The following is a 25,741-nucleotide window of genomic DNA, read 5'->3' as shown; positions in this document are numbered from 1 at the left end:
GATGAAGGTCCTTTGGGCCCCGTGGCGGATGGAGTACGTCCTGGGAGACAAAGAGCCGGGCTGTCCCTTCTGCCCTCAGGATATCCAGCTTCCTGACGAAAGACGTCTTATTCTTTATGCCGACCGGCTGAGCTTGGTGATTATGAACAAATTTCCCTACAATACTGGCCACCTTCTTGTCTGCCCCCGGCGCCACGTCCCCGAACTTGATGATTTGAATGACGAGGAGCTTCTTGCCCTTCACCAGATGGTCCGTGATTGTCTCACCATCCTAAAGAAGGTCATGCGACCTGATGGCTTCAATGTCGGTCTTAATCTGGGCAAAGTAGCTGGTGCCGGGATTCCGGAACACCTCCACTATCAGATTGTTCCCCGATGGCATGGAGACGTTAATTTCATGACCGTCTTTGCCGAGATCCGGGTTGTTCCGGAACATATCTTGGCTACCTATCGGAAGCTTTTCCCTCATTTTGAGCAGCTGGGGTCTCATGTCCCTTGAACTTCCGTCCCCCCATGTCCTCAAGATTAAGGCCTCGGCCGGGGCTGGTAAAACCTACCAGCTTACCAGGCATTACTTGAGACTTCTCAAGGGGCTGGGCCGGCCCAGCCCCGAGGCCTTAAGGAGTCTGGTGGCTATCACCTTCACCAATAAGGCCGCTGCAGAGATGAAAGAACGGATTCTGTTCTGCCTAAAGGAGATAGCCTTTCAGACCGAGGACGGACAGAGGCTTGCCGAGGAGACTGGCCTTGGCCAGCGGGAGGCCGAGTCCTGGCTAAAAATAATTATCGAGTACTATAGTGATTTCCAGATCCGGACGATCGATAGCCTGATATTTGCCATCCTCAGGGCTGTTTCTTTTGAGTTGGGTCTCAGGCCTGATTTAGAGGCCGAATTTGAGGAAAAAGAACTTTTGGGGCGGGCCTTTGACCAGTTGCTACTTGAACTTGGGGCAGGAGATTCGGCCCTGGAGGGGCTTTTCCGGAAGGTTCTCGAGACATTTCTGGAGCTTGAATCCCAGGGAGGATTTAATCCGGAGGGCAAAATCCGCCGCCGGTTACTAGAGTTGTTCCGCCACGATATCCTAAAAAGAGTCAGATCGGGGACTGGGCCCCTGGATCTTGAGGGCCTAAAGAGAGAGCTCATCCTCTCTGGAAGACGGCTGGTAGGGGAGGTCCGAGAGAAGGGGGCCAGCTTTAAGAATCCCCGCTACCGCTGGGAAGACAAGTTTTGTGAGCCCACGGAGGATCCCGGGGCAACCCCTTTCCATAAGGAAGGCCTAGCCCAGGTTATCAAGGCTCCCACTGAGGTGATCTCCGAGCTTGAGCCCCTTTATCAGACCTTTAAGGAGGCCCTGGACCGCTATCTTCTGGCCCGGGCCGTCAACCGAGTGGTTCCCTATGCCCGGCTTTATGATTACCTGCGCCAGAGACTTGAATCCCTTTGCCAGGCCGAAGGTCTTATCTACAGTGGGGGCTGGCTGAGGCTTGTTGGGGGCTTCTTGAGTCAGGATACTGTCCCCCAGATCTACTGCAAGCTCGGCAACCGTCTGCGTTATTTCCTGATAGACGAGTTTCAGGATACTAGCCGGGCTCAATGGCAGGTTCTTGAGCCCATTGTCGTCAATTGCCTTGCCGAGGGTGGGGCCTTGGTCTATGTCGGAGATACCAAACAGGCCATCTACGTCTGGCGAGGAGCAGAGCCCGAGCTCTTCCATGAGGTGCCTCAAAGGCTACCGGCCTCGACCTTTGAGGTCCATCTTCCCTACAATTGGCGCTCCAGCCGGGAGATCATTGACTTTAATAATCGACTCTTTGAGCCCCTGGCCGAAGACGGTTTGGCCGAATGGGTTGCCCACGGCTTTCTTTATGGTCAAAAGGCCAAAAGGGAGTCTGACCCTTTTGTCTGTGAGCTGGCTCAAAAGATTAAGGCCAACTTTAAAGAAGCCCTCCAAGAGCCCTCGCCGAGTGCAACATCAGGGGGCAGGGTCCATGTTTACTGTCTGGAGTCTGAGGATGGGGGGCTTGGTCTCCTCCGGGATCTCTTTCGGGGAAAAATCCCCAGTCGGTTTGAAGAATACGGAGAGGCCGCTGTCCTGGTTCGTTCCAATGATCAGGCCGAATTGGTCTCTGGTTGGCTCTTTGAAATGGGGCTTCCGACTGTTACTGAAAATGCTCTTCGATTGGCCAATTCCCGCCTCGTCCAGACCCTGGCTGCCTTTCTGCGTTTTCTGGACTATCCCCTTGATGATGTTGCCCTGACCGGGGTCCTTTTAAGCGATCTTTTCTCTGAAAAACTATCTGAAGAGGATCTGGAAAGGATCTTCAGCAGGCGAAGACAGGGGTCCCTCTATTCTCGCCTGAGAGAGGTTAAGGAAGATCTTTACCAGGAGTTCTTTCGACCCCTTTTGGAGATGGTAGGCCGACTATCCACCTATGATCTCCTTCGCTCCTTAATCGAGAGGCTTTCGATTCTGGAACGATTCTCCAAAGAAGAAGCCTTTGTCCGTCGTTTTCTTGAACTTGTCCACCGCTATGAGGAGGAAGAGGGTGGGGGGATTTCCGGATTCCTTGATTTTTGGAGCCGTCGGGGGGCAGAGGAGCGCCTAGGGGTCCCGGAGGAAATCTCTGCCGTTAAGGTTCTTACTATTCATGCTGCCAAGGGACTGGAGTTCCCGGTGGTCTTTATCCCCTTTGCCCACTGGGACATAAAGCCGGAGAGGCTTGTTTGCCTGCCAGATGGGCGCTTGGGATACGCTTCAAGTCCCTATCCCCAGGAGATCCGTCAGGCGCTTATGGCTACCCGGATGGCCCAGGCCATCGAGGCCCTAAATCTCCTTTATGTGGCCCTTACCCGGGCTCAGAAGGAGCTCTTTGTCTTTGTAAAAAAGGGCCGCAGTTTCGGTACTGGAGACGTTCTGCTCCGGCTCCTTGAGGTCTCCGGCCACAAGGTGGTCAAGATATGAAGCTCAGGCTTCTACTCCGACAATCTCCCCTGGAGATCCTGAATGAGGACAAATCGAGGATTAGGTGGGGGGAGCTGGCCCATCTGGCCCTCTATTTTCTGGTCCATTTTCGGGGCCATCTTGCCGAGATTCACCAGGCCGTGGCCCGAGCCCTGGCCTACTTTCCTGGGGGCTTGGCCGAGGATAGGGAGCAAGTCGCCAAGGACTTAAAGAAGATCCTCTTGAAGGCCCTTTCTCATTATCAGGTTCGGCGGTTCTTTGATCCTCGTTATCAGGCCTATGTCGAATACGAAATCATGACCTTCAGAGGAAATAGACCGGAAGTTTACCGGCTGGACCGTCTGGTCTTCACTGAAGAAGGGCCGGTGGTTCTAGAGTTCAAGCTCGGAGAAAAAGATGACAGACATCGTCATCAGGTCCGGCACTATCGGGCCCTTGTCTCCAGTCTTTGGGGACCAGCCAAAGCCTATCTTCTTTATCTAGAAGGCCCTGATCTGGAGGAGGTCTGCTGATGTCAAGGATAAAGGTTATCCCCTTTGGGAAGGACCTCCTCAAGAATCTGGCCCGGGAAGTCCTTGCCGATCATCCTCAAGGGGGGCTTTCGGCGGCTACAGTGGTATTTCCTTCAAGGAGAGCCGGGATCTACTTTCGTCGATACCTATGGAAGGAGGTTCGAGGACAAGAAGAAAGGCCCCGTCCTCTTGAGCTCCCTCGTATCTTTGCCATCTCTGACTTGGTGGATGAACTGGCCGTAAGGCTTGATCCCCGTTCCTTGATTACTCCGGTGGATCAGGCCTGGATCCTCTGGGAGATCTGCCACCAGAGGGCCCAAACGGCTTTTTCTCAGGTAGCCGAAAGCTTTGATCGTTTCCTTCCCTGGGGCTTAAGACTAGTCGAGGTCTTTGAAGAGTTAGATCAGGAGATGGTCGAGGCCCAAAATATCTTCTATCCCCCGGAAGGGATCCCGGGTGAGGCTCGAGGGCTTCTTGAACATCTAGGAGAGATTAAAAAGGCCTACGATCAACGTCTAATCGAATTGGGGGTGATTACCAAGGCCGGACGCTTGAGACTCTTGGCCAGAAGAATTGGGGAAATAGCCTTTCCTCAGGGCAGGCTTTATCTGGCAGGCTTTTTTGCCCTTACTCGGGCCGAGGAGATCATTTTTTCCCACTGGCTTAAGAAGGGGGCTAAACTCTACTGGGAGGCCGATCCCCACCATCTTCACCCCATTTTTGAACGTCAGCTTAAGGTTTTTGGGGCCGAGATCGAAGCACCTGAGGCCAACAGCACCTGGCCCGAGAGGATCTCTCTCTATGAGGCTCCGGATCTTCATCACGAGCTGGCGGTCTTAAGGGATCTTGTCCCCGAAGAGTTTCCCTCTCCTCAAGAAATGGTTATTGTTCTGGGAGACCAAGGGGCCCTCCTTCCCCTCCTCCACAGCCTCTCTGATCTGGGAAGCAAGGATACCGATCGGAAGATCCCGGTCAACGTTACCATGGGATATCCTCTCCGCCTGACCCCTCCGGGGGTCTTGTTGGAGATGTTGTTGGAAGTCCAGCGGAGCCGTCAAGGGCAGAGATATTACGTCCCTGCCTATCTCCGTCTGATAAAGCATCCTTACATAAAGGGCCTCAAGACCGAAAAAGGGCCTGCGGGGCGGATAATTATCCATCTACTGGAAGAAAAGCTCCGGATGCGGGGAAGCCCCTATCTGGCCCTTGAGGAAATCGAGGCCCTGGTAGTCCCTGAGGCCCTGGATGAGCGAGACTGGGCATTTTTAGCCGTTGAGGATCTGACTCCCGAGACAGCCTACGACTTTGTTGTTGATCTTCATCAGGGACTCATTCGCCCCTGGGAGAGCCTCAGAGACCCGGTCACTTTGGCCCAAGTGATCAGGAAGACCTTTTCCTTTATTTTTGTTTCTAGACAAGAGGACCAGAGGCCGTCTGCCGGAAATAACAGGCCTCAGGAGGCCCTGGAGAGAGTATTTTTGGCCGGGCTAGAGGATGAACTTTTACCCTCTCTGGAGAAGGCCTTCTTTGCCCGGGAGCCCCTTCAACCAATCACCATCTATCGCCTCTTCCGAGAGATCCTGAATCGTCTGCGAACCCCCTTTGAGGGCCATCCCCTAGAGGGGCTTCAGGTAATGGGGCTTCTTGAAAGTCGGCTTTTGTCTTTTAAGCGGGTAATCATCCTGGATGCCAATGAAGGCCATCTTCCCAGCGTCGAGGAGGTGAATCCCCTTTTGCCTGAAGCAGTAAGACCGGCCTTGGGCCTGCCCCCTCGAGGACGGACCGAGATTATCGAAGGCTATCATTTCTGGCGTCTGGTCCTTTCGGCCAAAGAAGTCCACCTTTTTTACCAAAGTGCCTCTTCAGGGGGGAACCTCCTGGGCAAAAGGATCCGCAGTCGTTTTCTGGAGCAACTCCTCTGGGAGAAGGAAAGGCGTGAGAAAAGGAGACTTCTTTCCGAATGGCTTAAGGTCATTCCCTTGCATCTGGAGCCCTCGGTCCTCAAACGCCCAGAACAGATCGAAAAGAGGCCCTTGCATAGGGATCTCCTCAAGGAGATCCTGGCTCAGGAGGAAATTTCGGCCACCTTTCTCAGTACCTACCTTACTTGTCCGGTAAGATTTTATTTTCGTTACCTTCTGGGACTGACACCCAGTAAGCAGGTGACCAGTTACGATGCTGCAGAGCTAGGGATCATCGTTCACAGATGCCTCGAAGAATACTTTCGTTCCTATGTTGGCCGTATCTATGATCCGGCCAGAGAAAACTCCCCTGAAAGGCTTGAGTCTCTTTTCCGGAAGGAATTTGAGGGTTCAGCCTTAAGAGATCGCCTAGGTCCGGAGAGACGTTTTTTTGTCTTTGAAACCACCCTTTTTCGCCTCAAGCGCTACCTTTCTTATCTTCGCCGAAAGGGGGCTTTTGAGGTCCTAGACGTTGAGGTCAAGGTGACTCGGAAGTGGAATAATTGGCGTTTGGGCGGGCGCCTTGATCGGATAGATCGCCGGGGGGAGACGATAGTTGTCCTGGATTATAAGACTGGAGGGTGGCTTAAGCCGATTAGCTCCCGAGCTCTGGAGGAGCTTCTGGGCCTCTTTGAGGTCTCCCCCCGGGCATCGAGGGGGCTTGATCTGGACATATTCTGGACCCTCAGACGTTACCTTTCGGATATTCAGCTCCCCTTTTATGTCTTCCTGTATGATTACAGCCAGGGCGGATCCTTGATAAATGCAGCTTATATTCATCTGGCCACTGGAAGAGAAGCTCACTTTGAGCGGCCCCTTTTTACGGAGAGACATTTTTCCTTAGGGCTTCCCTGGGCCTTCTTAAAGGAAGTCTTTCCTAAAATTCTAAACTACCTTATTGACCACATCCTTGAAGCCCCAGCCTTTTACACCACCGATGACCCTGAAGACTGCCGTTTTTGCGATTTCCGCCCCTCGTGTGCCTGCCTGAAGATCTGAAAACAATTGCTAGAGCTTGGAGGTCAAAAGAGGTATAAAGTCTGCCACAGATAAAGGTCGCATTGAGGAGGGATCCCATGGAAGATCTCAAAAAGATGTATCGGACCATTGTCGGAGATCACTTTCCGGAGGAGATCAAGATCACCTTCGGGGAAACTACCCTTACCTATCGCAAGAGGACCTGGAAAATCCAGGATGAAAAGACCGGGGAGATTGTCGAGAGAGGTCTCCGTTATGGTGAGAATCCGGATCAAGAGGCCGCCCTTTACGAGCTGGTAGGGGGCAACCTGATCCTTGGGGGCTGCGAGTTCATTGGCCCTGGAGAAGGTCTGGTCTCGGCCATCACCGAAGAGGATATGCTTCAGTTTGGCAAACATCCAGGGAAGATAAATCTCACGGATGTGGATAACTCTCTCAATATCCTGAAATTCTTGGGCAAAAAGCCGGCCTGTGTCATCGTCAAACACAACAATCCCTGCGGGGTAGCCTATGGGGGGAGCATCGAGGAGGCCTTTGTCCGGGCCTTTCGAGCCGACCGAATTGCCGCCTTTGGCGGGGCCATTGCCCTTAACCGTCCAGTGGATAAGGCCTGTGCGGAGGCCATCAGCCAGCAGTACTTTGAGGTTTTGGCAGCCCCGGATTACGAAGAAGGAGTCCTGGATATTCTCAAAAGACGCAAAAACCTGCGGATCATCCGCATCCGCCGAATAGATGAATTGGAAAGATACTGGCAGCGCCGTTTTGTGGATTTCAAGAGTCTTATCGATGGTGGTCTGATCATCCAGCAGTCTCAGGTAAACAGGATTCGTGGCCCAGAGGATCTTAAACCAGCGGTGGCAATCCACGAAGGTCGGGAATATCGTTGCCGTCGGGAGCCTGACGAGCGAGAGCTTGAGGATATGATCTTTGGTTGGGCCGTAGAGATGGGGGTGACTAGCAATTCTGTCCTCTTTGTCAAAGAAGGGGCTACCGTGGCTATCGGTACCGGAGAGCAGGATCGGGTAGGAGTGACCGAGATTGCCATTTTTAAGGCCTACACTAAGTATGCTGATCTCCTATGCTATGATCGTTACGGTATTCCCTATAAACAGTTAGAGCTGGAGATCAAAAGAGGGGATCGTCCGGTTTCTCAGAAGGAAGAAATCGACTCCGAGACCAAAGCCGCCCGGGCCGGGCTTCCCGGGTCAGTGATGGTCTCTGATGCCTTCTTCCCCTTTAGGGATGCGGTCGATGTGGCTATTGCTCAAGGGATTACGGCTATTGTCCAGCCCGGGGGCTCCCTGCGAGACTGGGAGAGCATTGAGGCCTGTAACGAGGCCGATCCTCCGGTGACCATGATGTTTACTGGCCAGCGGGCCTTCAAACACTAAGGAACTTCTGCTGGGCTGGAGCCCTCTGGCCCAGCAACCAAATTAAGGAGCTCTTTATGCCCCAGTGGAAACCACCTACAGAGAGGGAAGAGTCTCCCTGGCCAGGTAAACTGGTGGAGGAAATCCGCCTAGAGAATGGTCTGGTAGTAGAGATCTGGGATTATTCTCGGCGTCAGGCCGGAGACCGATGGCTGGTAGGTATGTTAGCCCAGATAAAGATTCCGGTTACTCGAGAAAACTTTCCGGATGAGGCTACCTATCAGGATTTTCTTGAGAGCCGGGGACCTTGGGCCTTTTTCCGCTACTATAAGGAACGGACCTTTGTCGACGAGAGACTACGGAAAGAGATCTTTTCGGGACTCGTGGAGCGGTTTAAGGGTCACAGCTTAATCTATCTGGCCCATCCAGAGTTTGCGTCCAGGTTTCTGGTTCGGGAGATCGAAGAATTTATTGCCCGGCGTCTTTGGGATCTATCGCGTCCGGAGGAAGAGGAGGACGAAGAGGAGTGGAAAGACCGGCCCATCTGAAAAAGTTGACATTTTTTGATCAATCCGGAATGAGCAGATATATTTTCCACCCCAAAAGGGGCCAAACTCCAGCCCCGCCCGGGGCCAAAGAAGTCCTGATTCCAGGGGCGGCAGGGAAGCTTAAGGCCCATTTCTATCCGGGCTCTCCAGAGATGCCCACTATCTTATGCCTCCATGACGATGGGGAAAACCTGCAAGACTATGCCCTTGTGGGGCAGGCGGCTCAACAGGCTGAGCTTAATTTCTTTGTTTTTGACTTTCGCGGTTATGGAGAAAGCCCAGGAGCCCCCTCTTTTTCTGGCCTCCTGGAAGATGCCCATCGGAGCTTGGCTTTCTGTCGGGATTATCTTCCAGAGGCTGGCCGGCCGAGGCCGATAGTCATCATGGGAAAGGGCCTGGGAACCGTGGCCGCTCTTGAGCTAGGATGCCATTATGGTCAGGAGGTGGCGGCTGTGATCCTGGCCTCGCCCTTTGTCAGTTGTCGAAACTTTCTTGTCTCCCGGGGGATTGAGCCGGTCAGTATGGAACAGCTTCCGGAAGGAATCATCGAAGACTATGTCTCCCGCCTCTTGCGTCCAATTCTGGTTATCCACGCCCAACATGACCGTCGAGTGCCCTTGTCTGAGGTGGAAAAATTCTTAATGTATGCCCAGGTTGGAAACAAAAGGCTGATGATTATTCCTGCCGAGACTGTGGACCTTGCCTTGATGGGGGAGGAGGCCTTTTTCCAGATGATCAGTGATTTCCTCCACTGGTTGCGGCCCAAAAAACGCCGCTCTCGGATCCTGCATTGAAGGAGGTGGTCAGATGGGCGGTCGTAAACAAGGGCGGAAATGGCGGGGAGATATCCCCCATAAGTTTGAGACGGTCGAAGATCCCTATTTGCCCAAAAAGGCACCGGCTGGCGAGGCCCTTTGCCCCCGGTGTCATGCCGTCTTTCGTGATAAACGCTGGTTTTTTGACGAAGATTTTTATAATGAGTTTAAGGAAAGTGATCTGGTCCCCCAAATCCTTTGCCCTGGCTGTCGTAAATCCTTAGATCGATACGCTATGGGCTATGTAACCCTCGCGGGTGGATTCTTTGAAAAACATAAGGAAGAGATCATGAAGGTCATCATGAACGAATACAAAAGGGCCCGAGAGAAAAATCCTCTTATGCAGATCATCAGTGTCACCGAGGAGGATGGCAAAATCATCATTGAGACGACAAGTGAGCGTTTGGCCCAGCGTCTGGGGCGGGCAGTCTATAAAGCCTACAAAGGTGATCTTGAATTTCGCTGGGCCCATCAGGATAAGTTCGTTCGGGTCTACTGGAATCGAGAGGCCTAAGGGGGGACTATGTCAGACAAGAACAAACGGCGACCTCTGACCGCTGAGGAGCTGGAGGATCTTAAGGAAAGGCTACTGGAGCGGAAGAAAGAACTTTGGCGTGAGGTCATAGAGGCTTTAGAAAGGGAAGGCGGAGAGGCCTATCAGGATCTTATCCAGACAGTCAAGGATGAGCAGGATCTGGCCCTGGCCGATATCCAGGAAGAGACCCTTTTGGTCATCCTTGAACCTAAGGTTCGGGAGCTAGAGGAGATTGAGCAGGCCCTTATCCGCATGGAGCGTGGCGAATATGGTCGGTGTATAGACTGCGGTCGCTGGATACGCCCGGCCAGGCTGGAGATCCTTCCCTGGGTTGCCCGCTGTCGTGATTGCAAAGAACGTTGGGAAAAGCTTCAGGAAATCTAATCTTCTTCCCCAAGATGCCTTTGGTCTCCCCCGCCCTGATCCTCATTGCCCGGAGGATTGGGAAGTGGCTTGGCGCTTGGCGGAGTTGATCGTCGAATCCTGCCCTGGGGTAAGGGCTATCTCCCGGGCCCTAAAGGAGATCATCTCCCAGCTTGATCCGGTTATTGAGGGCTATACCCGCCTTGTCTGTCCCCAGTGTGTCGATATTTGTTGTTCCCAAACCAATGCCTTCTATGATTTTGCTGATATGGTCGTCATTCTGGCCGGCGGGGCCAAACTCCCGGTCTACGATCATCGTCGCAGCCTTCTGGCCTCCTGCCAATTTATGGGGCCCTACGGTTGCCATTTGCCCCGCTGGAGGCGTCCTTATCGATGTACCTGGTATTTTTGTGAACCCCTAATCAAAAAGATGGAAAAGCTTCCAGCCAAAGAGTATCGTCGCCTTCTGGGGGATATCTCCCGAATGCAAGCCATAAGGCGAGATCTCCTGGAATCCCTTCGGGCCCACCTCGCTCGTGGCTCCTTTTTTTAGATTAGATACATTTTGGTCTTTAATAGTATTTTCTGTCTATATCTTGGGGGCTTAGAGTCTCTGGCTAACTAGATCTAGTTTTTGGGACTTGACAAAGTCCTTAGCAATTTGTAGAAAACGGCAACTCCTCTCTGGGGGAAGGAGAAATCCCAATGAAAATCATGATTGTCGATGATGATCCGGCCGTAAGGGCCTTATTGGGAGAAATTATTTCTCTTTCCGGCCATGAGGTCATCTTGGCCGTTGATGGTCTGGAGGCCATAGAACTTTATCGCCTTTGTCGACCTGACGTTGTCTTTATGGATCTAGAGATGCCTCGGCTTTCCGGACCTGAGGCCATTCGGGCCATCAAGGTGTTAGATAAGAGGGCCCGGATCTTTATTATTACCGGCAACCGCTATCATCCCTTCCTGGCCCAGGCAGCCAGGGATTCCCTTGTGGCCGGGACTTTGTTCAAACCGTTCTCTATGGGTGATTTGACCTTTTGTCTGGGGGTAGAGGGAGGTCATCCCTCGGAGGAGAAGGAGTTGGGCTTTTGCCTTCCGGCCTGAGAGTCCGTGTGGGCGTGCTCTTCGCAAACAAGGGTCAGTTCACAACAACCTTGGCGTCTAAAATAGGCCTCCTCAGCCGATTTGAGTTCCCGTCCACAGACTGAACAGCGGGGAACAATCCCTCGTTTTTTTTCGTATTCCCAAAGACCGGCCCCGGTGGCCTTTTTGGCCTTTCGGGCCTCATGGGCCCGGGATTTGAAGAAGTTTTCGAAGAAACTTAAGACTTTTTTCATTGCCCTTTAGTTTACCACGGCACTTATGGGTACCAAGCGGATCTTTCCTTTAAGTCGGGGAAGTTCCTTCTTGAGGACCTCTAGGGTTTCTTGATGGGGATGGCCAATCCCTACGGCCTTTCCCTCCTGTCGGGCAAGCTGGATCAATCGTTTTAGTTCCTTTCGAATAGCCTTTGGATTTATGGTATGATCGAGAAAGACCCGTCTTTCTGCAGAAGGGATCTTAAGCTCTCTGGCGACTTCATAGGCTACGGTCTGGGCCGTGGTCCGGCTATCCAGGAAGATAAGCCCCCGGCGTTTTAGCTCCAACAGGAGGAGACGCATGCGCTCTCTATCGGCTGTAAAGCGGGACCCCATGTGATTGTTGACCCCGATTACCCCCGGTACCCTCTGAAGATCCTCGTTGAGAATGCGGATAATCTCGTCGCGGTCCATGTGGACATAAAGGGCTCCTGGTCCGGGAGAAAGCCCGGAGTTTGATTCCATAGGCAGGTGCAGAAGGATTTCTTTACCTCTGCTTCGGGCCAGATGGGCTAGTTGCCGGCTATGAGGCCCATAGGGCAGAAAGGAAAAGGTCAGCGGATAGGGAAGGTCGATAAAAGCTTGGTCGATCCCATTGTTGTAGCCCATGTCGTCGATAACGATACATACCTTGGGAAGTTTGGCCAAAGGGCGGCGAGACTTCATCTTTAGAGGTTTCTCTGGTGGTGGAGGCTCCTCAAAGAGAGGCCTTGCCCGGTAGGTTTTTGGGGAAGGGGCCTCCGGCGGAGGGCTCTTCGGGGACCTTGGTCGGGGAAAGACGGCCAGAAGAGCAAGGATGGTGATTACCAAGAAGAGAAGCCCCCCGGCCCAGGCCACCTCTCTCCAGGGTCCTGACCTAGGCCGGGACCTCCGGCCTGATTTTCTCTTCCGGGCCATGCCTTATTTCTTGGTGGTGAGTCCTTCTATCTTCATCTGGGAGAAGATTTGCCAGCTTTTAAGGATACGTAAGGCCTCTTCCAATTGATTGTCTCGCTTGAGTTCTTTTGATGAGGGAGGAGGAGCTTTTTCTGGTTTGGATGGAAGTTTCTTCTTTTCCGTCTCTGAGGGAATGTGTCTTTCGAGATCCTTTTCGCGAACCAGATGGAACTTCTTCTTTGGGGGCTCACAAACTACCCAGGGCACAGTGATATCTGGGGTGATACCCTTGGCCTGGATAGAGCGGCCGCTAGGAGTATAATAGCGAGCAGTGGTCAGACGGATAGCACTACCATCTTCAAGGGGGATAATGGTCTGAACCGATCCCTTGCCAAAGGTCTGGGTGCCAACAATGATGGCCCGGCGGTGATCTTGAAGGGCCCCGGCGACGATCTCTGAGGCACTGGCACTGCCCTCGTTGACTAGAACCACCAAGGGATAAGGATGTGGGTGCTGGTTGGGGGTGGCCTCAAACTTCATGCTCTGATTTTTTACTCGGCCATTTGTATAGACAATGAGCCCTTTGTCTAGGAACTCGTCGGCCACCTTGACGGCTTGATCGAGGAGACCACCTGGATTGTTCCGCAGGTCAAGGATGAGCCCCTTGAGGGGCTTGTTTTCTTTTTCCAGCTTGTCTAAGGCCTGACGCAATTCCCGGGCCGTCTTCTCCTGGAAGGTGCTTATGCGAATGTATCCATAACCAGGCTCCAAGGTCCGGGAGCGGACACTGATGATGGGGATAACATCTCGGACAATGGTGATGTCTTTGAGCTCACTCCAACCCTCCCGAAGGATGGAGATGGTCACTTTCGTCCCCTTGGGGCCCCGCAGAAGCTTTACAGCCTCAAAAAGGCTCATGTTCTTTGTAGATTTGCCGTTAATTTTGATGATCCGGTCCCCGGCTTTAATCCCAGCCCGATAGGCCGGAGTTCCTTCTATAGGAGAGACAACAGTAAGGATGCCATCTTTAATGGTAATTTCGATGCCGATTCCGGTGAAGCTTCCCTTGGTCTCTATTTGGAGCTCTTTGTAGTCGTCTGGAGTCATGAACGAGGAGTGAGGATCAAGACTTCCAAGCATCCCTCTTATAGCCCCATAGATAAGATCTTTGGGTTTTACCTCTTCGACATAGCTCTGCTGGACAATGTCCAAAACCTCAGAGAAGAGGCGAAGCTTTTCATACATTTCCTCGGTGGAGGCCGAGGCCCTTAAGGAGCGGTTAAATCCTAAGGCCAGAATGAGGATGGTGGCCATACAGGCCAAAACGAATGTCGATCGACCAAGCCTTCTTCCCTTCATCTTCCTCACCTTTCAAATTCTAGAGACTATCTGAAGCGAGTCTTATCTAACCATTCCAGGGGCGAAAGGGGAATATCTCCCAGCCTTAATTCATAGTAAACCCCTTCTTGCCCTAGCCCCCCAGCCCCCACCCTGCCGATAAGTTCTCCTTTTTTTACCAGATCGCCCACCTTTTTGTAATAGGTTCCCCCTCCAGAAATAAGGCTTCTTAGGCCTTTGGAATGTTCGATGATTATTACTTGGCCGATGGCCTTCTTTACCCCTAGATAAATCACTTGGCCACCGGCTGGGGCATAGATAGGATTTCCTATCATGGCCTGAAAGAAGACCCCCGGCCCGCGAGAGCTTTCTCTTTTGGGGACACAATGGCTTACCGGAGGCCAGAGGGGATAGGCCGGGAAATCTTCTTTCCTTATCGGCTTGTTGGGTTGATTTGGTTCAGCTTCCAGCCCCTTTATCTGGGCCATGATTTGGGAAAGATCTTTTTGGGCGGCCTTGATTTCCTGAAGAACCTCCTCGTAGAGTTCCTTTTTCTCCTGGATGGCCTCAAGAAGAGTCATCTTGGCCTCCCTCAACGACTCAAGGTGGGTTAACTCTTGGCTTAGACGTCGGGAGAGCCCTTCGAGTTCTGCTTTTTCCCGCAGTAGTTTGTTTTTGGTTGTCTGGAGAGCCTCGATCTGGTGCCAGTAGCGGTTAGCCAGTCTGCGGTCTGCGGTAAGAATCATCTCAAAAAGACGTTCTCGGGAAAGGAGTAGCCCGACGTCATCGCTACTGAAAAGAAGGTTGAGAAAACCCACCGGCCCCAGACGGTAGAAGGCCTCCAGACGGATTTTGAGTCGCTTCTGAAGGCTTTGGAGTTCTTCTTCTAGGCCCCTGAGGCGGTCTTCAGTTTCATCTATCTTCCGTTCCCGTTCTTTAATCTTCCTTTTTAGGCTTTGGATCTCTGTCCACTTGGTCTCTATGGCCTGAGAGAGACGATAGAGTTCCTTCCGGAGATGGCGTTCTTTTTGAGTAATCTCCTCTAAGGCCTTCTGGCGATTATCGATTTGGACTTGGAGATCAAGGGCTTCTTGAGCCCAGGATGGATTGATCAGGACCAAAAACAGTAAGGATGCCAGACCTAGAACCTTCATTCTTTAAGGAGTCGTCTTAGGGGAATGAAACTGGCCAGGAGACAAACTAGCACCATGCCTCCCATCAGGCTGGCTAACCAGGGCCAAGGTAGATAATGAAGGGTGAAGGGATGTCCAAAAATCGTTGCTGGAAGCTCCTTTTTAAGCCAGATAAAAAGTAAATAAAGGGCAGCTACAGCCAGCCCCGAGGCCAGAACGGCCTGAATGAGGGCCTCTATCAGGAAAGGGCCTTTAAGGATGGTAGGGCTAGCTCCAACCAGACGCAGAATCTCTAATTCTTCTCTTCGAGAATAAACGTTTATCCGGATGATATTGCTCACCACAAAGGCCACCGTAAAGACAAGAACAGCCGCCACCAAGGCCAAAAGCCGGCGCAGGAGCTCGCTGAAGCCCTGAAGTCTGGCCAGCCAATCTCCCGCATACCGGACTTCTTCTACCTGGGGATATCCGGAGAGGGTTCGGGCCAAGGTGGGAAGCTTTTCTTTGAGACCAAAGGGCTGCCAGAAGTAGATCTCCAACGATGGGGGCAAAAAATCCGGAGCCAATCCAGAGAGGATCTCCGAGTTCTGGGAGAAGGCTTCTCTGATCCTCTCTAGGGCCTCTTCCGGGGAGACGTATCTTACTGAGGCAACTTCAGGCCAGGAGAGAATTTCTTCGGCCAGCCTTTGGGCATCTTCCTCCGTGCTCCGATCTTTTAGGAAGACAGTTAATGAGAGCTCCTGGCCCAGGATCTCCGTGGCCTGACGGAGATTGTGATAAAAGAAAAGCCCCATGGCGAAGATACTCAGCTGGAGAAAAATAATCGTTGTGGCCGCCAGGTGGCTCCAGGGACGTCTCTTGAAGGAGAACAAGGCCTTGCCTACTATCAACCTAAGGCCCATCAGTTGATAAGCCTCCCGGAGTCAAGCACCAAGACGCGCCGGTGTCGTTCAATAAAGAGGCTCTGATTGTGGGTGGCTAGGATCACGGTTGTTCCCCGAGAATTTAACTCCTCAAAGAGATCCATTATCTCTTCGGCCAGACGAGGGTCAAGGTTGCCGGTTGGCTCATCGGCTAGCAAAAGAGCAGGTCTGTTGACCACTGCTCTGGCGATTGCTACCCGTTGCCTCTCTCCGCCAGAAAGTTGCAAGGGATACTTGTTCTCCTTGCCCTTAAGACCCACTGCCTCCAGGGTGGCCAATACGCGAGCCCGACCTTGCCGGAGAGAAATCCCTTGGGCCTCCAAGGCCAGAGCGACATTTTCCAGAACGGTTCTATCGGCAAGGAGCTTAAAATCTTGAAATACTACCCCTATTCGTCGCCTCAAACCCGGAAGTTGGCCCCGACGAAGAGAAGATATAGGAATCCCTTCTACATAGATCTCCCCTTCTGTCGGGCATTCTCTCCGGAGAATAAGATTAAGTAGAGTGCTTTTACCAGCACCACTTGGCCCCGTAATAAATAGAAACTCTCCTCTTTCTACCTCAAAAGAGACCTCCCTGAGGGCCATAATATCCGGCGGATAAAACTTGCTTACCCGATCGAGGCGAACAATCGGAGAGTTAAGGGCCATAAGGAAACAAATTATAGCAGATTTTCCTAACAGGCAAAGAATCCTCTGATCCTCTCCTTCCAATGACCCTTTTTGTTTGTGTCCTGACACTTTTTGACAGTGCCCGGTCCCTTTGCCTCCCTAAAGGTGAAAGAAAATCTCCACAAGTAGCCATTGTTGGTATTCTTTAGAAACTTTTTGTTTTGGCATTGGGGTTGCTTTTAGAGGGGAACGAACAAAGACGAAGAGTTTAAGGGGGAGCTACAAAATGACGAGCAAAAGAAGAGAGAAAAACAGATGGGAGGTGAGAGAAGGCTATAGGCAAAAACGTAGTCCGCGATGAATTTTATTAATGATGAAATGATACCTGCCTGGTGAAGGGCAGGGAACAAAGTCAAAGATTTTAAAAATTCCAACAATAAGGAGGTCTTAAGATGAACAGCAAAGGTTTTACACTGATTGAGCTTTTGATCGTTGTGGCTATTATTGGTATTTTGGCTGCGGTGGCCGTGCCTCAGTTCACCAAGTATAAAAAGAATGCTGCTGCCTCTGCAGCGGCCGGGGCCTTGACTACCTGCATGAGTGAGCTGGCTGCGGCCTATGCCGATCAGGGCACCACCAGTTGGACTTGTAACCTTCCTGATAATCAGAGCTGCAGCTTGTCTCTGGATTCAAACACCGGCGATATTTCTACCTCTGGTTGTGCTCCGACCATCAAGGGCATCAGCCTTACCTGCAGCATCTCCAACAACCAAGTTACGTGTACAGCTAGCTAAAAAGCTTTTGAGGGGGGGCCAAGCCCCCCTTATTTTTATTGCCTAAAGGTTAGGAGAGTGGCAATGCCAGGCCCTGGGAAAGAGGATCGACGAGGCTTTACCTTGATCGAACTTTTAATTGTTATTGCTATTGTCGGTATCATTTCTATGGTAGCTGTTCCGCAACTGATGAAATATAAATCAAGGTCGGCTGCAGGGACGGCTACAGCCTCTTTAAGTGCCTGCGTTCGAGAACTACTGGCGGCCTATACTGACTCTGGTCAGAGTAGTCAGACCTGCAGCCTTCCTGATGGGGCCTCCTGTGATCTTGCCATTGATCTTTCCACTCAGACCATCCAGGCCACTACTTGTAATCCAACAATTAGCGGAATTTCTCTCTCTTGCACCATCAATTCTGGGGGCCAGGTAGACTGTCAGCCTAACACCTAAGCGCCTTTCCTTTTAGATCAAAATCCCTTGCCTAAACTCAAAGAAGCCTATAAACAAAAGGCCGTGTCTGAATTGGGGTCTAGTTCTTGGGCTAGGCCATAATATAACTGGGGAGGTTATGATGAAGATCTTTATAGACACGGCAGACATCAATGAAATCCGGGAGATTCGTCGCTTGGGGATCCTTGATGGGGTGACAACTAACCCTACTTTAGTAGCCAAGACGGGCAAGCCCTGGAAGGAGGCCATTGCTGAGATAGTAGCCGAAGTCCCTGCGAAGCCCGTCTCTGTAGAGGTGGTGGCTACGGATACCGAAGAAATGATCAGAGAGGCCAAAGAACTCTCTCGGATCGCCGAAAACGTAGTGGTCAAGATTCCCTGTACTGAGGAGGGGTTAAGGGCGGTGGCCCAGATGAACGATGAAGGGCTTGAGGTGAAGACTAATGTCACCTTGGTCTTTTCACCCCTTCAGGCCCTTCTGGCAGCCAAGGTTGGGGCCACCTATGTCTCTCCTTTTCTGGGACGGATAGATGATATCGCCTATGATGGTTTAATGACCCTTGAGGAGATTATTTCCATCTATGAGGCCTATGACTTTACTACGGAGATCATTGCTGCCAGTATTCGCCACGTGGATCACGTCCGCCGCTGCGCCGAGCTAGGAGTAGATATTGCCACCATTCCCTATAAGGTCATCAAACAGATGTATCGCCATCCCTTAACAGATGCAGGGCTTTCCCGATTTCTTAAAGATGCTGAGGCGGCAGGGATTACCATCTGATGAACGAGAATCTTTTTAGAGCCCTGGATAACCTTAGGGGCCAAGTGGTGGCTGTAATCGGCGACCTGATGGTGGATCGGTTCATCTGGGGAGAAGTCTCCCGTATTTCCCCCGAGGCTCCAGTGCCTGTGGTTGAGGTCCAAAAGGAGAGTCTCCGTCTGGGGGGGGCCGCCAATGTGGCCTTTAATCTCTACCGCTTAGGGCTGAGACCTCTTCTTTGTGGACTTCTCGGCCGGGATGAATCCGGACGGTGGCTAAAAGACCAGTGGCTCTCTCTGGGGCTCTCTGGATCCGGGTTAATTACTGTTGACCGGCCGACCACCCTTAAGACTAGGGTTATTGCCCAAGGGCAACATGTCGTCCGTTTTGACAGGGAGCAAAGGACTCCAGCTCCTTTAACGGCAACTCAGGAGATATTGGAGGCCTTAAACGAGGCTCTTCCGAGCATAAAGGTGGTAATTGTTTCTGATTATGCCAAGGGGGTCATCACCGCCCCTCTTATGGAGGGGCTTAAGAGATTGTGTCGCCAAAGGGATATCCCCCTCATTGTGGACCCCAAGGTGGATAACGCTGATCTCTACCGGGGGGCTTGGCTGATTACCCCCAATCGGGCGGAGGCCGAGGCCTTAGCCGGCCACAAGATAGCCTCTCCAGAAGATATTCATCAGGTAGCCGAGAGGTTAAGCCAAGGACTTAACATCTCTTCGATCCTTATTACCTTGGGCTCGGAAGGTATGGCCTTATTTGAATTCCGGGAAGAGCCTTTTTTCATCCCGGCTGTGGCCAGAGAGGTCTATGATGTTACCGGGGCTGGTGATACCGTAGTTGCTACCCTGGCGGCTGGTCTGGTTGGAGGGCTTTCCTTGAGGGGGGCTGCAGTACTGGCCAACTATGCTGCCGGGGTGGTGGTGGGCAAGGTAGGCACCTCGGCCATCGGCCGAGAAGAACTTCGGGAAGAACTTCAGGGGAGGGACATTTGAGCCATCCTCAATCGCCCTTGCCAGCCAAACCCATTGCCAGTATTTTGGGGCCTTCCCGTGACCTTGTTGAAGAGGCCTTAGAGCAATTGGAGGGTTTTTTAGGGCCGTTGAGCCTGAGGAGCCCTTGGTATCCTTTTAATCTGACAGATTACTACGAGATGGAATTTGGCCCCAAGCTTATAAGGATCTTTGGTGCCTTTGCTGGCTTTCTGGCCCAGGAAGATCTTCCCCTGGTCAAACACCGCTCCTACGAGTTAGAAAAGGCTCTGGCCCTGAAGGGGCGGCGGCGGGTCAATATTGATCCGGGCTATCTTCTGCCAGAAAGACTGGTCTTGGCCACCTTTAAAAACTACTCTCACCGAATTTACCTCGGGCGAGGGGTTTATGCTGATCTGACCCTTATCTACCAAAGGGGATCCTACCGGCCTCTGCCCTGGACCTACCCTGATTATGCCCGAGATGGGGTCCCTTTTTTTAATCAAGTCCGTGGGATCTATTTGGCAGAGCTTAAGAAGGAGAGGTTATGGCCCTTAAAAGTATGACGGGCTTTGCGCGGGCCAGTCGATCCTTTGAGGGGTGGCGGCTAACAGTAGAACTTAAAAGCCTCAATCACCGTTTTCTGGACATTGTTATCCGGTTGCCCAAACGCTACAGTCCCCTTGAGGATCGCCTCCGCCGAGAGCTGGCGGCTCGGGTCAGTCGGGGCCGTCTGGAGCTTTCCATTCAGATAAGCGGTTTGCCTCGGGAGGTCCAGGTCCTTTCTTGCAACTGGGATTTGGCTCGTTCTCTGCTGACCATTCTCAAGACTCTTAAGGCCGAATTGGGGCTTGAGGGAGAGGTTACCTTGGCCCAGGTGGCTTCTTTCCGGGATATAATTGTTCCTACCGAGGAAGAGGCCGATCTAGAGGCCCTCTGGCGGGAGCTCTATCCAGTCTTTGAAGAGGCCCTAGAGGATCTGATATCCATGAGGGTCCGAGAGGGGGAGGCCCTCTACAAGGATCTTAAAGGAAGACTCCAGGAGATAGAAGGCCTACTGGCCCAAATTGGCCACCTTTGGCCCCAGGCCTTTGAGGGGGCCAAAAAGCGGCTCGAGGAACGACTGACCAGGGCCTTGGCTAATATCGAATATGATTCGACCCGCTTGGCTCAAGAAATGGCTATTATGGCCGATAAAATGGACATACATGAAGAAATGGTCCGTTTACATAGCCATATTGGGCAATTTTATCACTATCTTGAAAGTTTAAATCCTGTAGGACGAAGGCTGGATTTTCTTGTTCAGGAGATGTTTCGTGAGGTTAACACCCTCTCTAACAAGGCCCAGGATGCCCAGATAAATCACTTGGCAGTGGAGATAAAGGGAGAGCTTGAACGCCTTCGTGAACAGATCCAAAACGTGGAATAATTAAAAAAAACTTTACGAAGAAAAGAAAACAGATTAAATTGCCTGTTTAAGCACGAAAATAAAAGCTAAGCGGAGGTAAAGGGTCGTGGAGTGTAAATGTCGCCTTTTAAACATCGGTTTTGGCAATTCAGTGGTTGCAGAGAGGATTGTCGCTATAGTGAATCCTTCCTCAGCACCGATGAAGCGTCTTCGGGAGGAGGCCAAGGAGAATAAGCGTTTGATCGATGCCACTCAGGGGCGTCGGACCCGATCTATAATTATCACCGATAGTAATCATGTCATTCTTTCGGCCATTCAGGCAGAGACAATTGCTCAGCGTCTTTCCTCTGACATCTTCAAGATGATGGCCGCTGAGGAGGAAAAAAACAAGTAGATTTCCATGCGTCGCGGCTGTTTGCTGGTGATTTCGGCTCCTTCAGGGGCAGGAAAGACGACCCTTATTCGGCAACTCCTCCGGGCAGAAAGGGATCTGATCTTCTCCGTCTCTCACACTACCCGTCCTCCCCGGCCGGGGGAGGTAGATGGGAAAGATTATTATTTTGTCTCCACACAGGAGTTTGAATCCTTAATTGCTGCCGGGGCTTTTCTTGAATGGGCTGAAGTTCACGGGAACCTCTACGGGACAAGTCTTGATAAAATTAACGAATTTCTTGATTCAGGCCAGGATGTGGTCCTGGATATAGACGTCCAGGGAGCCCGCCAGGTTAGGGAAAAGATGGGCCGAGAGGCGGTCTTGGTCTTTATTCTGCCGCCGTCTTGGCAGGAGCTTGAAAGACGTCTCCGTTCTCGGGGCACCGAGGACGAAGACACTGTCAGAAAGCGCCTCGATGGAGCCCGGGAAGAGCTTCGGTCTGCTGGAGAGTTCGATTATTTAGTAGTCAACGATCGCTTTGATCAGGCCCTTTCTGCCTTAAGGGCCATAGTGTCTGCCGAAAGACTCCGCCCTTTCCGCCTTCCTAAATTGCTTGCCAAGTGGCTGGTCTAAGATGGCCGAGATCATCTGGGGGCATCATCCTGTCCTTGAAGCCCTTTCTGCCCGTCCAGATCAAATCGAACAGATTATCATCTCTCGTAAACATCTCCGTCGCCATCAGCTCATCTTCTTAAGGGCTAAAAAGCTGGGAATCCCGGTGGTCATCAGAGAGGATCTTCCTCGGGTTAAAGATCTAGCCGTTGGCAAGATAGTTCATCAGGGGGTGATGGCCTATGTTGAGGCCTTCCGCTATGCTTGCCTAGAGGAGATTCGTGCCGCTTGGCAGAGGGCCTCGGAGGCTCCTTTTGTCCTCCTCCTTGATCAGATCACTGATCCCCACAATCTAGGGGCCCTTATCCGTTCAGCAGAGGCCGCCGGAGTCCACGGGGTGATCATTCCTAAACACAGAGCGGCTCGGGTTACGGGAACGGTGGAGAAAGCCTCGGCCGGGGCCACAGAACATGTTCTTATCTCCAGGGTGACTAATCTGGTCAGAACCATTAACTGGCTTAAGGAAGAAGGCCTTTGGATCGTTGGAGCCGCTCCTCAGGCTAAACAGCTTTTGTATGAGGTGGATTTCCGGACTCCAGTGGCCATTGTTATCGGTAGTGAGGGGCGAGGGCTTAGGCGGCTGGTGGCCGAATCCTGTGATATTATGGCCAGAATCCCCTTGCGGGGCCGAATTAGTTCCCTAAACGCCTCTGTGGCTGGGGCCCTTTTTCTCTTTGAGGTTGTTCGTCAACGTCTGGATAAGAGGAGCTGATGTTGCTCACCTTTTATCGAACCATAACGAAGATCTTTTATCCTCCGGTGGCACCCCTGATCCCTAAGCGCTTCAAAGACATAAAGGCCCTCCCTCTGGGCCCCTTTGATCTTTGGCTGCAGGCTGTCTCTGTGGGGGAGGTGGCCGTAGCCGAGGCCCTGGTGAGAGCCCTTAAAAAGGCATCACCCTCACTCAGAATTTTGCTAACTAGTACCACTCCTGCTGGTCTTAAGCGGGCCCGGGAGAATCTAGCTGCTGTGGTTAAGGTAGCTCCTTACCCTCTGGATGCCCCCCAGCTGGTAAAGGTAGCCTTAAGACGGGTATCTCCCCGGCTTTTTGTTCCTATAGAGACCGAACTCTGGCCCAATATGATCTTTGAGGCCCGAAGGCATGGTGCCAGAGTCATTCTGGCCAATGCCAGGATCTCGCCTTTTTCTTTTCCTCGCTACCAGAAGGTGCGTTCCCTGATGAAGAGGCTCTTCAAACGTTTTGAGGCCTTCTTGGCCATCTCCGAGGTACATGCTGAACGTCTTAAGGCCCTGGGGGCTCCAGGTGAAAGGATTTTTATCTGTGGTAACGCCAAATATGAGGGGCTTCTTGAGGGTAGGGAGCGATGTCATCTTCAGCACTGGCGAGATCTTCTAAGGGTTGGCCATAGGGAGGCGGTCTTTGTGGTGGGTAGTCTCCGTCGGGGGGAGGAGGAGGCCCTGGCCCAGGTGATCAAAGCCCTTCAGACTAGCCTTCCTGGTCTTTTGACCATAGTGGCCCCCAGACATCTTGATTGGTTGAAGCGTCTCAAACAGGCCTTTGAGGCTTGGGGGCTTTCGGCCCAAAGGCTCTCAAGCCTTTTCTCTGGCCATCCTCGAAAGGCCCCGGTAGTTATCATCGATGAGATTGGTCATCTTTTCTGTCTTTATGGTCTAGCCCAGGTGGCCTTTGTGGGGGGAAGTTTGGTGGCTAAAGGGGGGCAGAATCTCCTTGAGCCTGCGGCTTGGGGGGTGCCAGTCCTTTTTGGCCCTCACACCGAAAACTTCGAGGATGCCCGAGGTCTTTTGGAGGAAAAAGGCGGGGGACGGGCGATCTCCAGCCCTCAGGAACTGGCGCAACTGGTCCGGGAGATTATTACTAATTCTTCCCAGACCCCTTCTGGGAAGGGCGCCCTTGAGGCCGCTAGGGCGGCCAGCGGGGCGGCCTCAAGGCAAGCGGAGTTGATCTTGAAGATCCTTCAGCGGACCTGAGCCTCGAAGCGAAACTCCTTTTTCTCCCCTGGGGCAAGCTCAAGAGGCAAGTGAGCCATGACGGCCAAGGCCTGGATGGTCTTTTCGTAACCTGATTCTGACTGAGATATGGTCTCTACCGGGAAAAACCAGACTGTAGCCCGGGGAAAAGAGAGCCGAAGGCGGCTGGAGACAGCTTGATCCTCGATGAGAAACTCTTTGGCTTCCTGGATTGACCAGGCCTGGCTGAGAGGCCTTTCCTGCCCCTCGAGGTAGATTTTCCCCTTCCCATAGGCAAGGGCCGCCGGGAAAAGGTTAAACTCTACCCCAAAGCGGCAGTTTATTCTTTCAGAAGAAAGATTCTCGAGTAGGTAATGGGCTTCAATCTCCCTGCCTCCCTGGAGAAGGCGAAAATGTTTGGTGAGTCGAAGAGGACGCCGTGGAAGCCCAGGGGGATAGATTCCCCCCTCGCGGGAGAAGATAAGCAGATTTTTTTCCCGCCGGAAGCCAAAAGGCTGATTAGCAAAGTCTCCCCATTCGCCAAAATCACACCTTTTGAAGGCCTCCAGATCCCTGAAAGGATCAAAAAAGTGATCAACGAAGCTATGTCTTCTGTACCAGTCGTAAGCCAGGGCCCCTAAAAGTTCTGGGGCCAGATCTTTGGGAAGATTATGGATGCTAAAGACCCCTTCGCTGACTCCCTGGGTCGAAGCTGAGCTTCTGGAGACTTCCTCACGAAGGCTCTGATGATAGGCCTCTTCCCTTCGGGTAAGGGTGTTGAGATAGTTCGTGGTTGCCGAAAAGATCGTCCATTCACAGAGCTGGCCGCCATAGTGAGGCAGGAAGACCAGAGAGGCCTCTTTAGAATGGATAAATATCTCTGGACGGCCATCGAGGTTGACATCTTCGACTTCTATTTTAAAGGTCCGCTCTTTCCGCCTGACGGCACCTTCGGCCTGGGCCAATGAGGCCCAGACAGCCTGTCTTAAATGTGGCAAGTAGAGCCCGCCAAATATCCCGTGCCAGTAAGCATCGTTACACTGAGCAGCGAGGATGGCGAGCCTAGTGCCTTCTTCCCACTGGCCCGCCTGTCTGGTTAGCCGGCTGACCTGAAGCATTCGTTTGTGGAGATGATTGGCTTCGGGATACTTGACAAAAAAATTCTTCCAATGACCTCCTCTGATCAGACCTTTAAAACGTTCTTTGTCGTCACCGAGGCGCTTTAATAACTCTTCGAGCTCATAGATCCGGGGAGTGGGTAGTGACCATTCCTCCATCTCCATATAAGAGGCGGTTGGAAGATAGCAGAGACCCTGAGGGGGGATCCTCTTGAGGGCCTCTTGATAGGTAAGAAAAGAAATCAGATCCTCTGAAACCCACTTCTCCGTAGCCTTGAGGAAATCCTTAAGCCAGCCTCTGCGATAAACCCATTCGGCTGTTCCGGGCCAGGCACCGAACTTTTCTCCATCATCAAAATAGATAAACATCTGGCCTCCCCGGAAGCGGACATCGTGCAGATAATTCTCCAGATTCTTCACCGGCCAGAAGGGGATAGCGTATCTTAAGGTCTCATCAATGGGGAAAATAGCCAGTTGTTTGCCTTCACTTTCAGTAAGATAGTAACCGTAGAGCTGGCGCTTCTCAAAGCCGGAGACGATGAAATGTCGATCATCGACTACGACATATTCGATACCCAGATCGACAAGGTCTTCTATGATCTGGGATTCCCAGACTCGTTCTGTCAGCCAGAGCCCAGTGGGGAGTTGTCCAAAACGACGGCGGATATAATCCTTGTGGCGAAGGATCTGTTCCTTGCGATCATCGCGGCTAATGGCCGCTAGCACCGGTTCAAAGAAGCCCCCACAGACCAGTTCTACCTGACCTGCTGAGACCAGCTCCCCAAGGGTATCGATCGCTTCTGGGGCCTTCTTTTCCCACCAGGAAAGAAGGATACCGCTTACATGGACGGCCAGACGGAAGTGAGGGGCCTCTTTTACGGTCTTTAAAAACGGAAGGTAGCAGCTTTGGGTCAACCTGGCGATGACGTGGTCAAAGTTGCCTAAGGGCTGGTGATTGTGGATTCCGAAGACAAAGGGCAAGGCCTTCATGGAGATC

The 25,741-nt window shown here is 52.2% G+C and carries 28 protein-coding genes; 21 read left to right on the top strand and 7 right to left on the bottom strand.

Features of this window, described 5'->3' with window-relative positions; translation table 11 throughout:
* The first annotated feature begins 1 nt into the window (after position 1).
* The 11 genes from ACXJJX_RS03870 to ACXJJX_RS03820 all read left to right on the top strand — a co-directional run bounded on the left by ACXJJX_RS03870 (position 2) and on the right by ACXJJX_RS03820 (position 11,149).
* Complete coding sequence (locus ACXJJX_RS03870) at positions 2-499, top strand: HIT family protein (protein ID WP_456432296.1); 498 nt, start codon at positions 2-4, stop codon at positions 497-499.
* Positions 489-2,963, top strand: coding sequence for a UvrD-helicase domain-containing protein (locus tag ACXJJX_RS03865; protein ID WP_456432294.1), 2,475 nt, complete (start codon positions 489-491; stop codon positions 2,961-2,963). Before ACXJJX_RS03870 ends, ACXJJX_RS03865 begins: the two co-directional genes overlap by 11 nt.
* A complete protein-coding gene (locus ACXJJX_RS03860) occupies positions 2,960-3,475 on the top strand; it encodes a PD-(D/E)XK nuclease family protein (RefSeq protein WP_456432292.1) in 516 nt (171 codons plus the stop codon). The genes ACXJJX_RS03865 and ACXJJX_RS03860 overlap by 4 nt, the downstream gene beginning before the upstream one ends.
* Positions 3,475-6,435, top strand: a complete 2,961-nt coding sequence (locus ACXJJX_RS03855) for a PD-(D/E)XK nuclease family protein (protein ID WP_456432290.1) — start codon at positions 3,475-3,477, stop codon at positions 6,433-6,435. Before ACXJJX_RS03860 ends, ACXJJX_RS03855 begins: the two co-directional genes overlap by 1 nt.
* A gap of 77 nt (positions 6,436-6,512) precedes the next feature.
* Positions 6,513-7,805 carry an IMP cyclohydrolase gene (locus ACXJJX_RS03850; RefSeq protein WP_456432288.1) on the top strand — a complete coding sequence of 431 codons (1,293 nt, stop codon included), beginning with the start codon at positions 6,513-6,515 and terminating at the stop codon, positions 7,803-7,805.
* Positions 7,806-7,861: 56 nt separating this feature from the next.
* A complete protein-coding gene (locus ACXJJX_RS03845) occupies positions 7,862-8,332 on the top strand; it encodes a hypothetical protein (protein WP_456432286.1) in 471 nt (156 codons plus the stop codon).
* A complete protein-coding gene (locus ACXJJX_RS03840) occupies positions 8,311-9,126 on the top strand; it encodes an alpha/beta hydrolase (RefSeq protein WP_456432284.1) in 816 nt (271 codons plus the stop codon). Before ACXJJX_RS03845 ends, ACXJJX_RS03840 begins: the two co-directional genes overlap by 22 nt.
* 13 nt (positions 9,127-9,139) lie before the next feature.
* On the top strand, positions 9,140-9,661 hold the full coding sequence (locus ACXJJX_RS03835) for a BCAM0308 family protein (protein ID WP_456432282.1): 522 nt from the start codon (positions 9,140-9,142) through the stop codon (positions 9,659-9,661).
* Between the two features lie 9 nt (positions 9,662-9,670).
* Positions 9,671-10,066, top strand: coding sequence for a TraR/DksA family transcriptional regulator (locus ACXJJX_RS03830; protein WP_456432280.1), 396 nt, complete (start codon positions 9,671-9,673; stop codon positions 10,064-10,066).
* Between the two features lie 64 nt (positions 10,067-10,130).
* A complete protein-coding gene (locus ACXJJX_RS03825; protein WP_456432278.1) occupies positions 10,131-10,598 on the top strand; it encodes a hypothetical protein in 468 nt (155 codons plus the stop codon).
* 152 nt (positions 10,599-10,750) lie between these two features.
* Positions 10,751-11,149 (top strand): response regulator, encoded by a 399-nt coding sequence (locus tag ACXJJX_RS03820; RefSeq protein ID WP_456432276.1) that lies wholly within the window; start codon positions 10,751-10,753, stop codon positions 11,147-11,149.
* Here the strand turns inward: ACXJJX_RS03820 and ACXJJX_RS03815 are convergent.
* The 6 genes from ACXJJX_RS03815 to ftsE form a co-directional block, all read right to left on the bottom strand.
* On the bottom strand, positions 11,104-11,382 hold the full coding sequence (locus ACXJJX_RS03815) for a hypothetical protein (RefSeq protein WP_456432274.1): 279 nt from the start codon (positions 11,380-11,382) through the stop codon (positions 11,104-11,106). The genes ACXJJX_RS03820 and ACXJJX_RS03815 overlap by 46 nt on opposite strands.
* Before the next feature lie 6 nt (positions 11,383-11,388).
* Positions 11,389-12,240: a divergent polysaccharide deacetylase family protein gene (locus ACXJJX_RS03810; protein ID WP_456432272.1), complete on the bottom strand. Its 852-nt coding sequence runs from the start codon at positions 12,238-12,240 to the stop codon at positions 11,389-11,391.
* Positions 12,241-12,303: 63 nt separating this feature from the next.
* A complete protein-coding gene (locus tag ACXJJX_RS03805) occupies positions 12,304-13,638 on the bottom strand; it encodes a S41 family peptidase (protein WP_456432270.1) in 1,335 nt (444 codons plus the stop codon).
* 26 nt (positions 13,639-13,664) lie between these two features.
* Entirely contained in the window at positions 13,665-14,771 is a 1,107-nt protein-coding gene (locus ACXJJX_RS03800; RefSeq protein ID WP_456432268.1) for a murein hydrolase activator EnvC family protein, read from the bottom strand.
* Positions 14,768-15,652: a cell division protein FtsX gene (locus tag ACXJJX_RS03795; protein ID WP_456432266.1), complete on the bottom strand. Its 885-nt coding sequence runs from the start codon at positions 15,650-15,652 to the stop codon at positions 14,768-14,770. Before ACXJJX_RS03795 ends, ACXJJX_RS03800 begins: the two co-directional genes overlap by 4 nt.
* Positions 15,652-16,305: a cell division ATP-binding protein FtsE gene (gene ftsE / locus ACXJJX_RS03790; protein ID WP_456432397.1), complete on the bottom strand. Its 654-nt coding sequence runs from the start codon at positions 16,303-16,305 to the stop codon at positions 15,652-15,654. The genes ACXJJX_RS03795 and ftsE overlap by 1 nt, the downstream gene beginning before the upstream one ends.
* A gap of 431 nt (positions 16,306-16,736) precedes the next feature.
* Here ftsE and ACXJJX_RS03785 point away from each other — a divergent pair, with 431 nt between their 5' ends.
* From ACXJJX_RS03785 to ACXJJX_RS03740, 10 genes are all read left to right on the top strand, one after another.
* Positions 16,737-17,078: a type IV pilin protein gene (locus ACXJJX_RS03785; protein WP_456432264.1), complete on the top strand. Its 342-nt coding sequence runs from the start codon at positions 16,737-16,739 to the stop codon at positions 17,076-17,078.
* A 63-nt stretch (positions 17,079-17,141) separates the two neighbouring features.
* Positions 17,142-17,507, top strand: a complete 366-nt coding sequence (locus ACXJJX_RS03780) for a type IV pilin protein (RefSeq protein ID WP_456432262.1) — start codon at positions 17,142-17,144, stop codon at positions 17,505-17,507.
* A gap of 121 nt (positions 17,508-17,628) precedes the next feature.
* On the top strand, positions 17,629-18,288 hold the full coding sequence (gene fsa / locus ACXJJX_RS03775; RefSeq protein ID WP_456432395.1) for a fructose-6-phosphate aldolase: 660 nt from the start codon (positions 17,629-17,631) through the stop codon (positions 18,286-18,288).
* Positions 18,288-19,268, top strand: coding sequence for a D-glycero-beta-D-manno-heptose-7-phosphate kinase (gene rfaE1 / locus ACXJJX_RS03770; RefSeq protein WP_456432260.1), 981 nt, complete (start codon positions 18,288-18,290; stop codon positions 19,266-19,268). The genes fsa and rfaE1 overlap by 1 nt, the downstream gene beginning before the upstream one ends.
* The gene (locus ACXJJX_RS03765) at positions 19,265-19,810 is read left to right on the top strand and encodes a DUF4416 family protein (protein ID WP_456432258.1); all 546 of its coding nucleotides are present in this window, start codon (positions 19,265-19,267) and stop codon (positions 19,808-19,810) included. The genes rfaE1 and ACXJJX_RS03765 overlap by 4 nt, the downstream gene beginning before the upstream one ends.
* Positions 19,792-20,673: a YicC/YloC family endoribonuclease gene (locus ACXJJX_RS03760; protein WP_456432256.1), complete on the top strand. Its 882-nt coding sequence runs from the start codon at positions 19,792-19,794 to the stop codon at positions 20,671-20,673. The genes ACXJJX_RS03765 and ACXJJX_RS03760 overlap by 19 nt, the downstream gene beginning before the upstream one ends.
* An 85-nt stretch (positions 20,674-20,758) precedes the next feature.
* On the top strand, positions 20,759-21,046 hold the full coding sequence (locus tag ACXJJX_RS03755; protein WP_456432254.1) for a DUF370 domain-containing protein: 288 nt from the start codon (positions 20,759-20,761) through the stop codon (positions 21,044-21,046).
* A gap of 6 nt (positions 21,047-21,052) precedes the next feature.
* A complete protein-coding gene (gmk, locus tag ACXJJX_RS03750) occupies positions 21,053-21,658 on the top strand; it encodes a guanylate kinase (protein WP_456432252.1) in 606 nt (201 codons plus the stop codon).
* A 1-nt stretch (position 21,659) separates the two neighbouring features.
* Positions 21,660-22,409 (top strand): 23S rRNA (guanosine(2251)-2'-O)-methyltransferase RlmB, encoded by a 750-nt coding sequence (gene rlmB / locus ACXJJX_RS03745; RefSeq protein ID WP_456432250.1) that lies wholly within the window; start codon positions 21,660-21,662, stop codon positions 22,407-22,409.
* Positions 22,409-23,647, top strand: coding sequence for a 3-deoxy-D-manno-octulosonic acid transferase (locus ACXJJX_RS03740; protein WP_456432248.1), 1,239 nt, complete (start codon positions 22,409-22,411; stop codon positions 23,645-23,647). Before rlmB ends, ACXJJX_RS03740 begins: the two co-directional genes overlap by 1 nt.
* On the opposite strand, the gene ACXJJX_RS03735 is transcribed toward ACXJJX_RS03740, so the two are convergent.
* Positions 23,635-25,734: an alpha-amylase/4-alpha-glucanotransferase domain-containing protein gene (locus ACXJJX_RS03735; RefSeq protein WP_456432246.1), complete on the bottom strand. Its 2,100-nt coding sequence runs from the start codon at positions 25,732-25,734 to the stop codon at positions 23,635-23,637. The two genes, ACXJJX_RS03740 and ACXJJX_RS03735, sit on opposite strands and share 13 nt — an antisense overlap.
* Positions 25,735-25,741 lie beyond the last annotated feature (7 nt).

This window comes from Thermosulfuriphilus sp. (genome assembly GCF_054026695.1).
The sequence above is the reverse complement of the archived record's forward strand: the minus strand, read 5'-3'. Positions and strand labels throughout refer to the sequence as shown.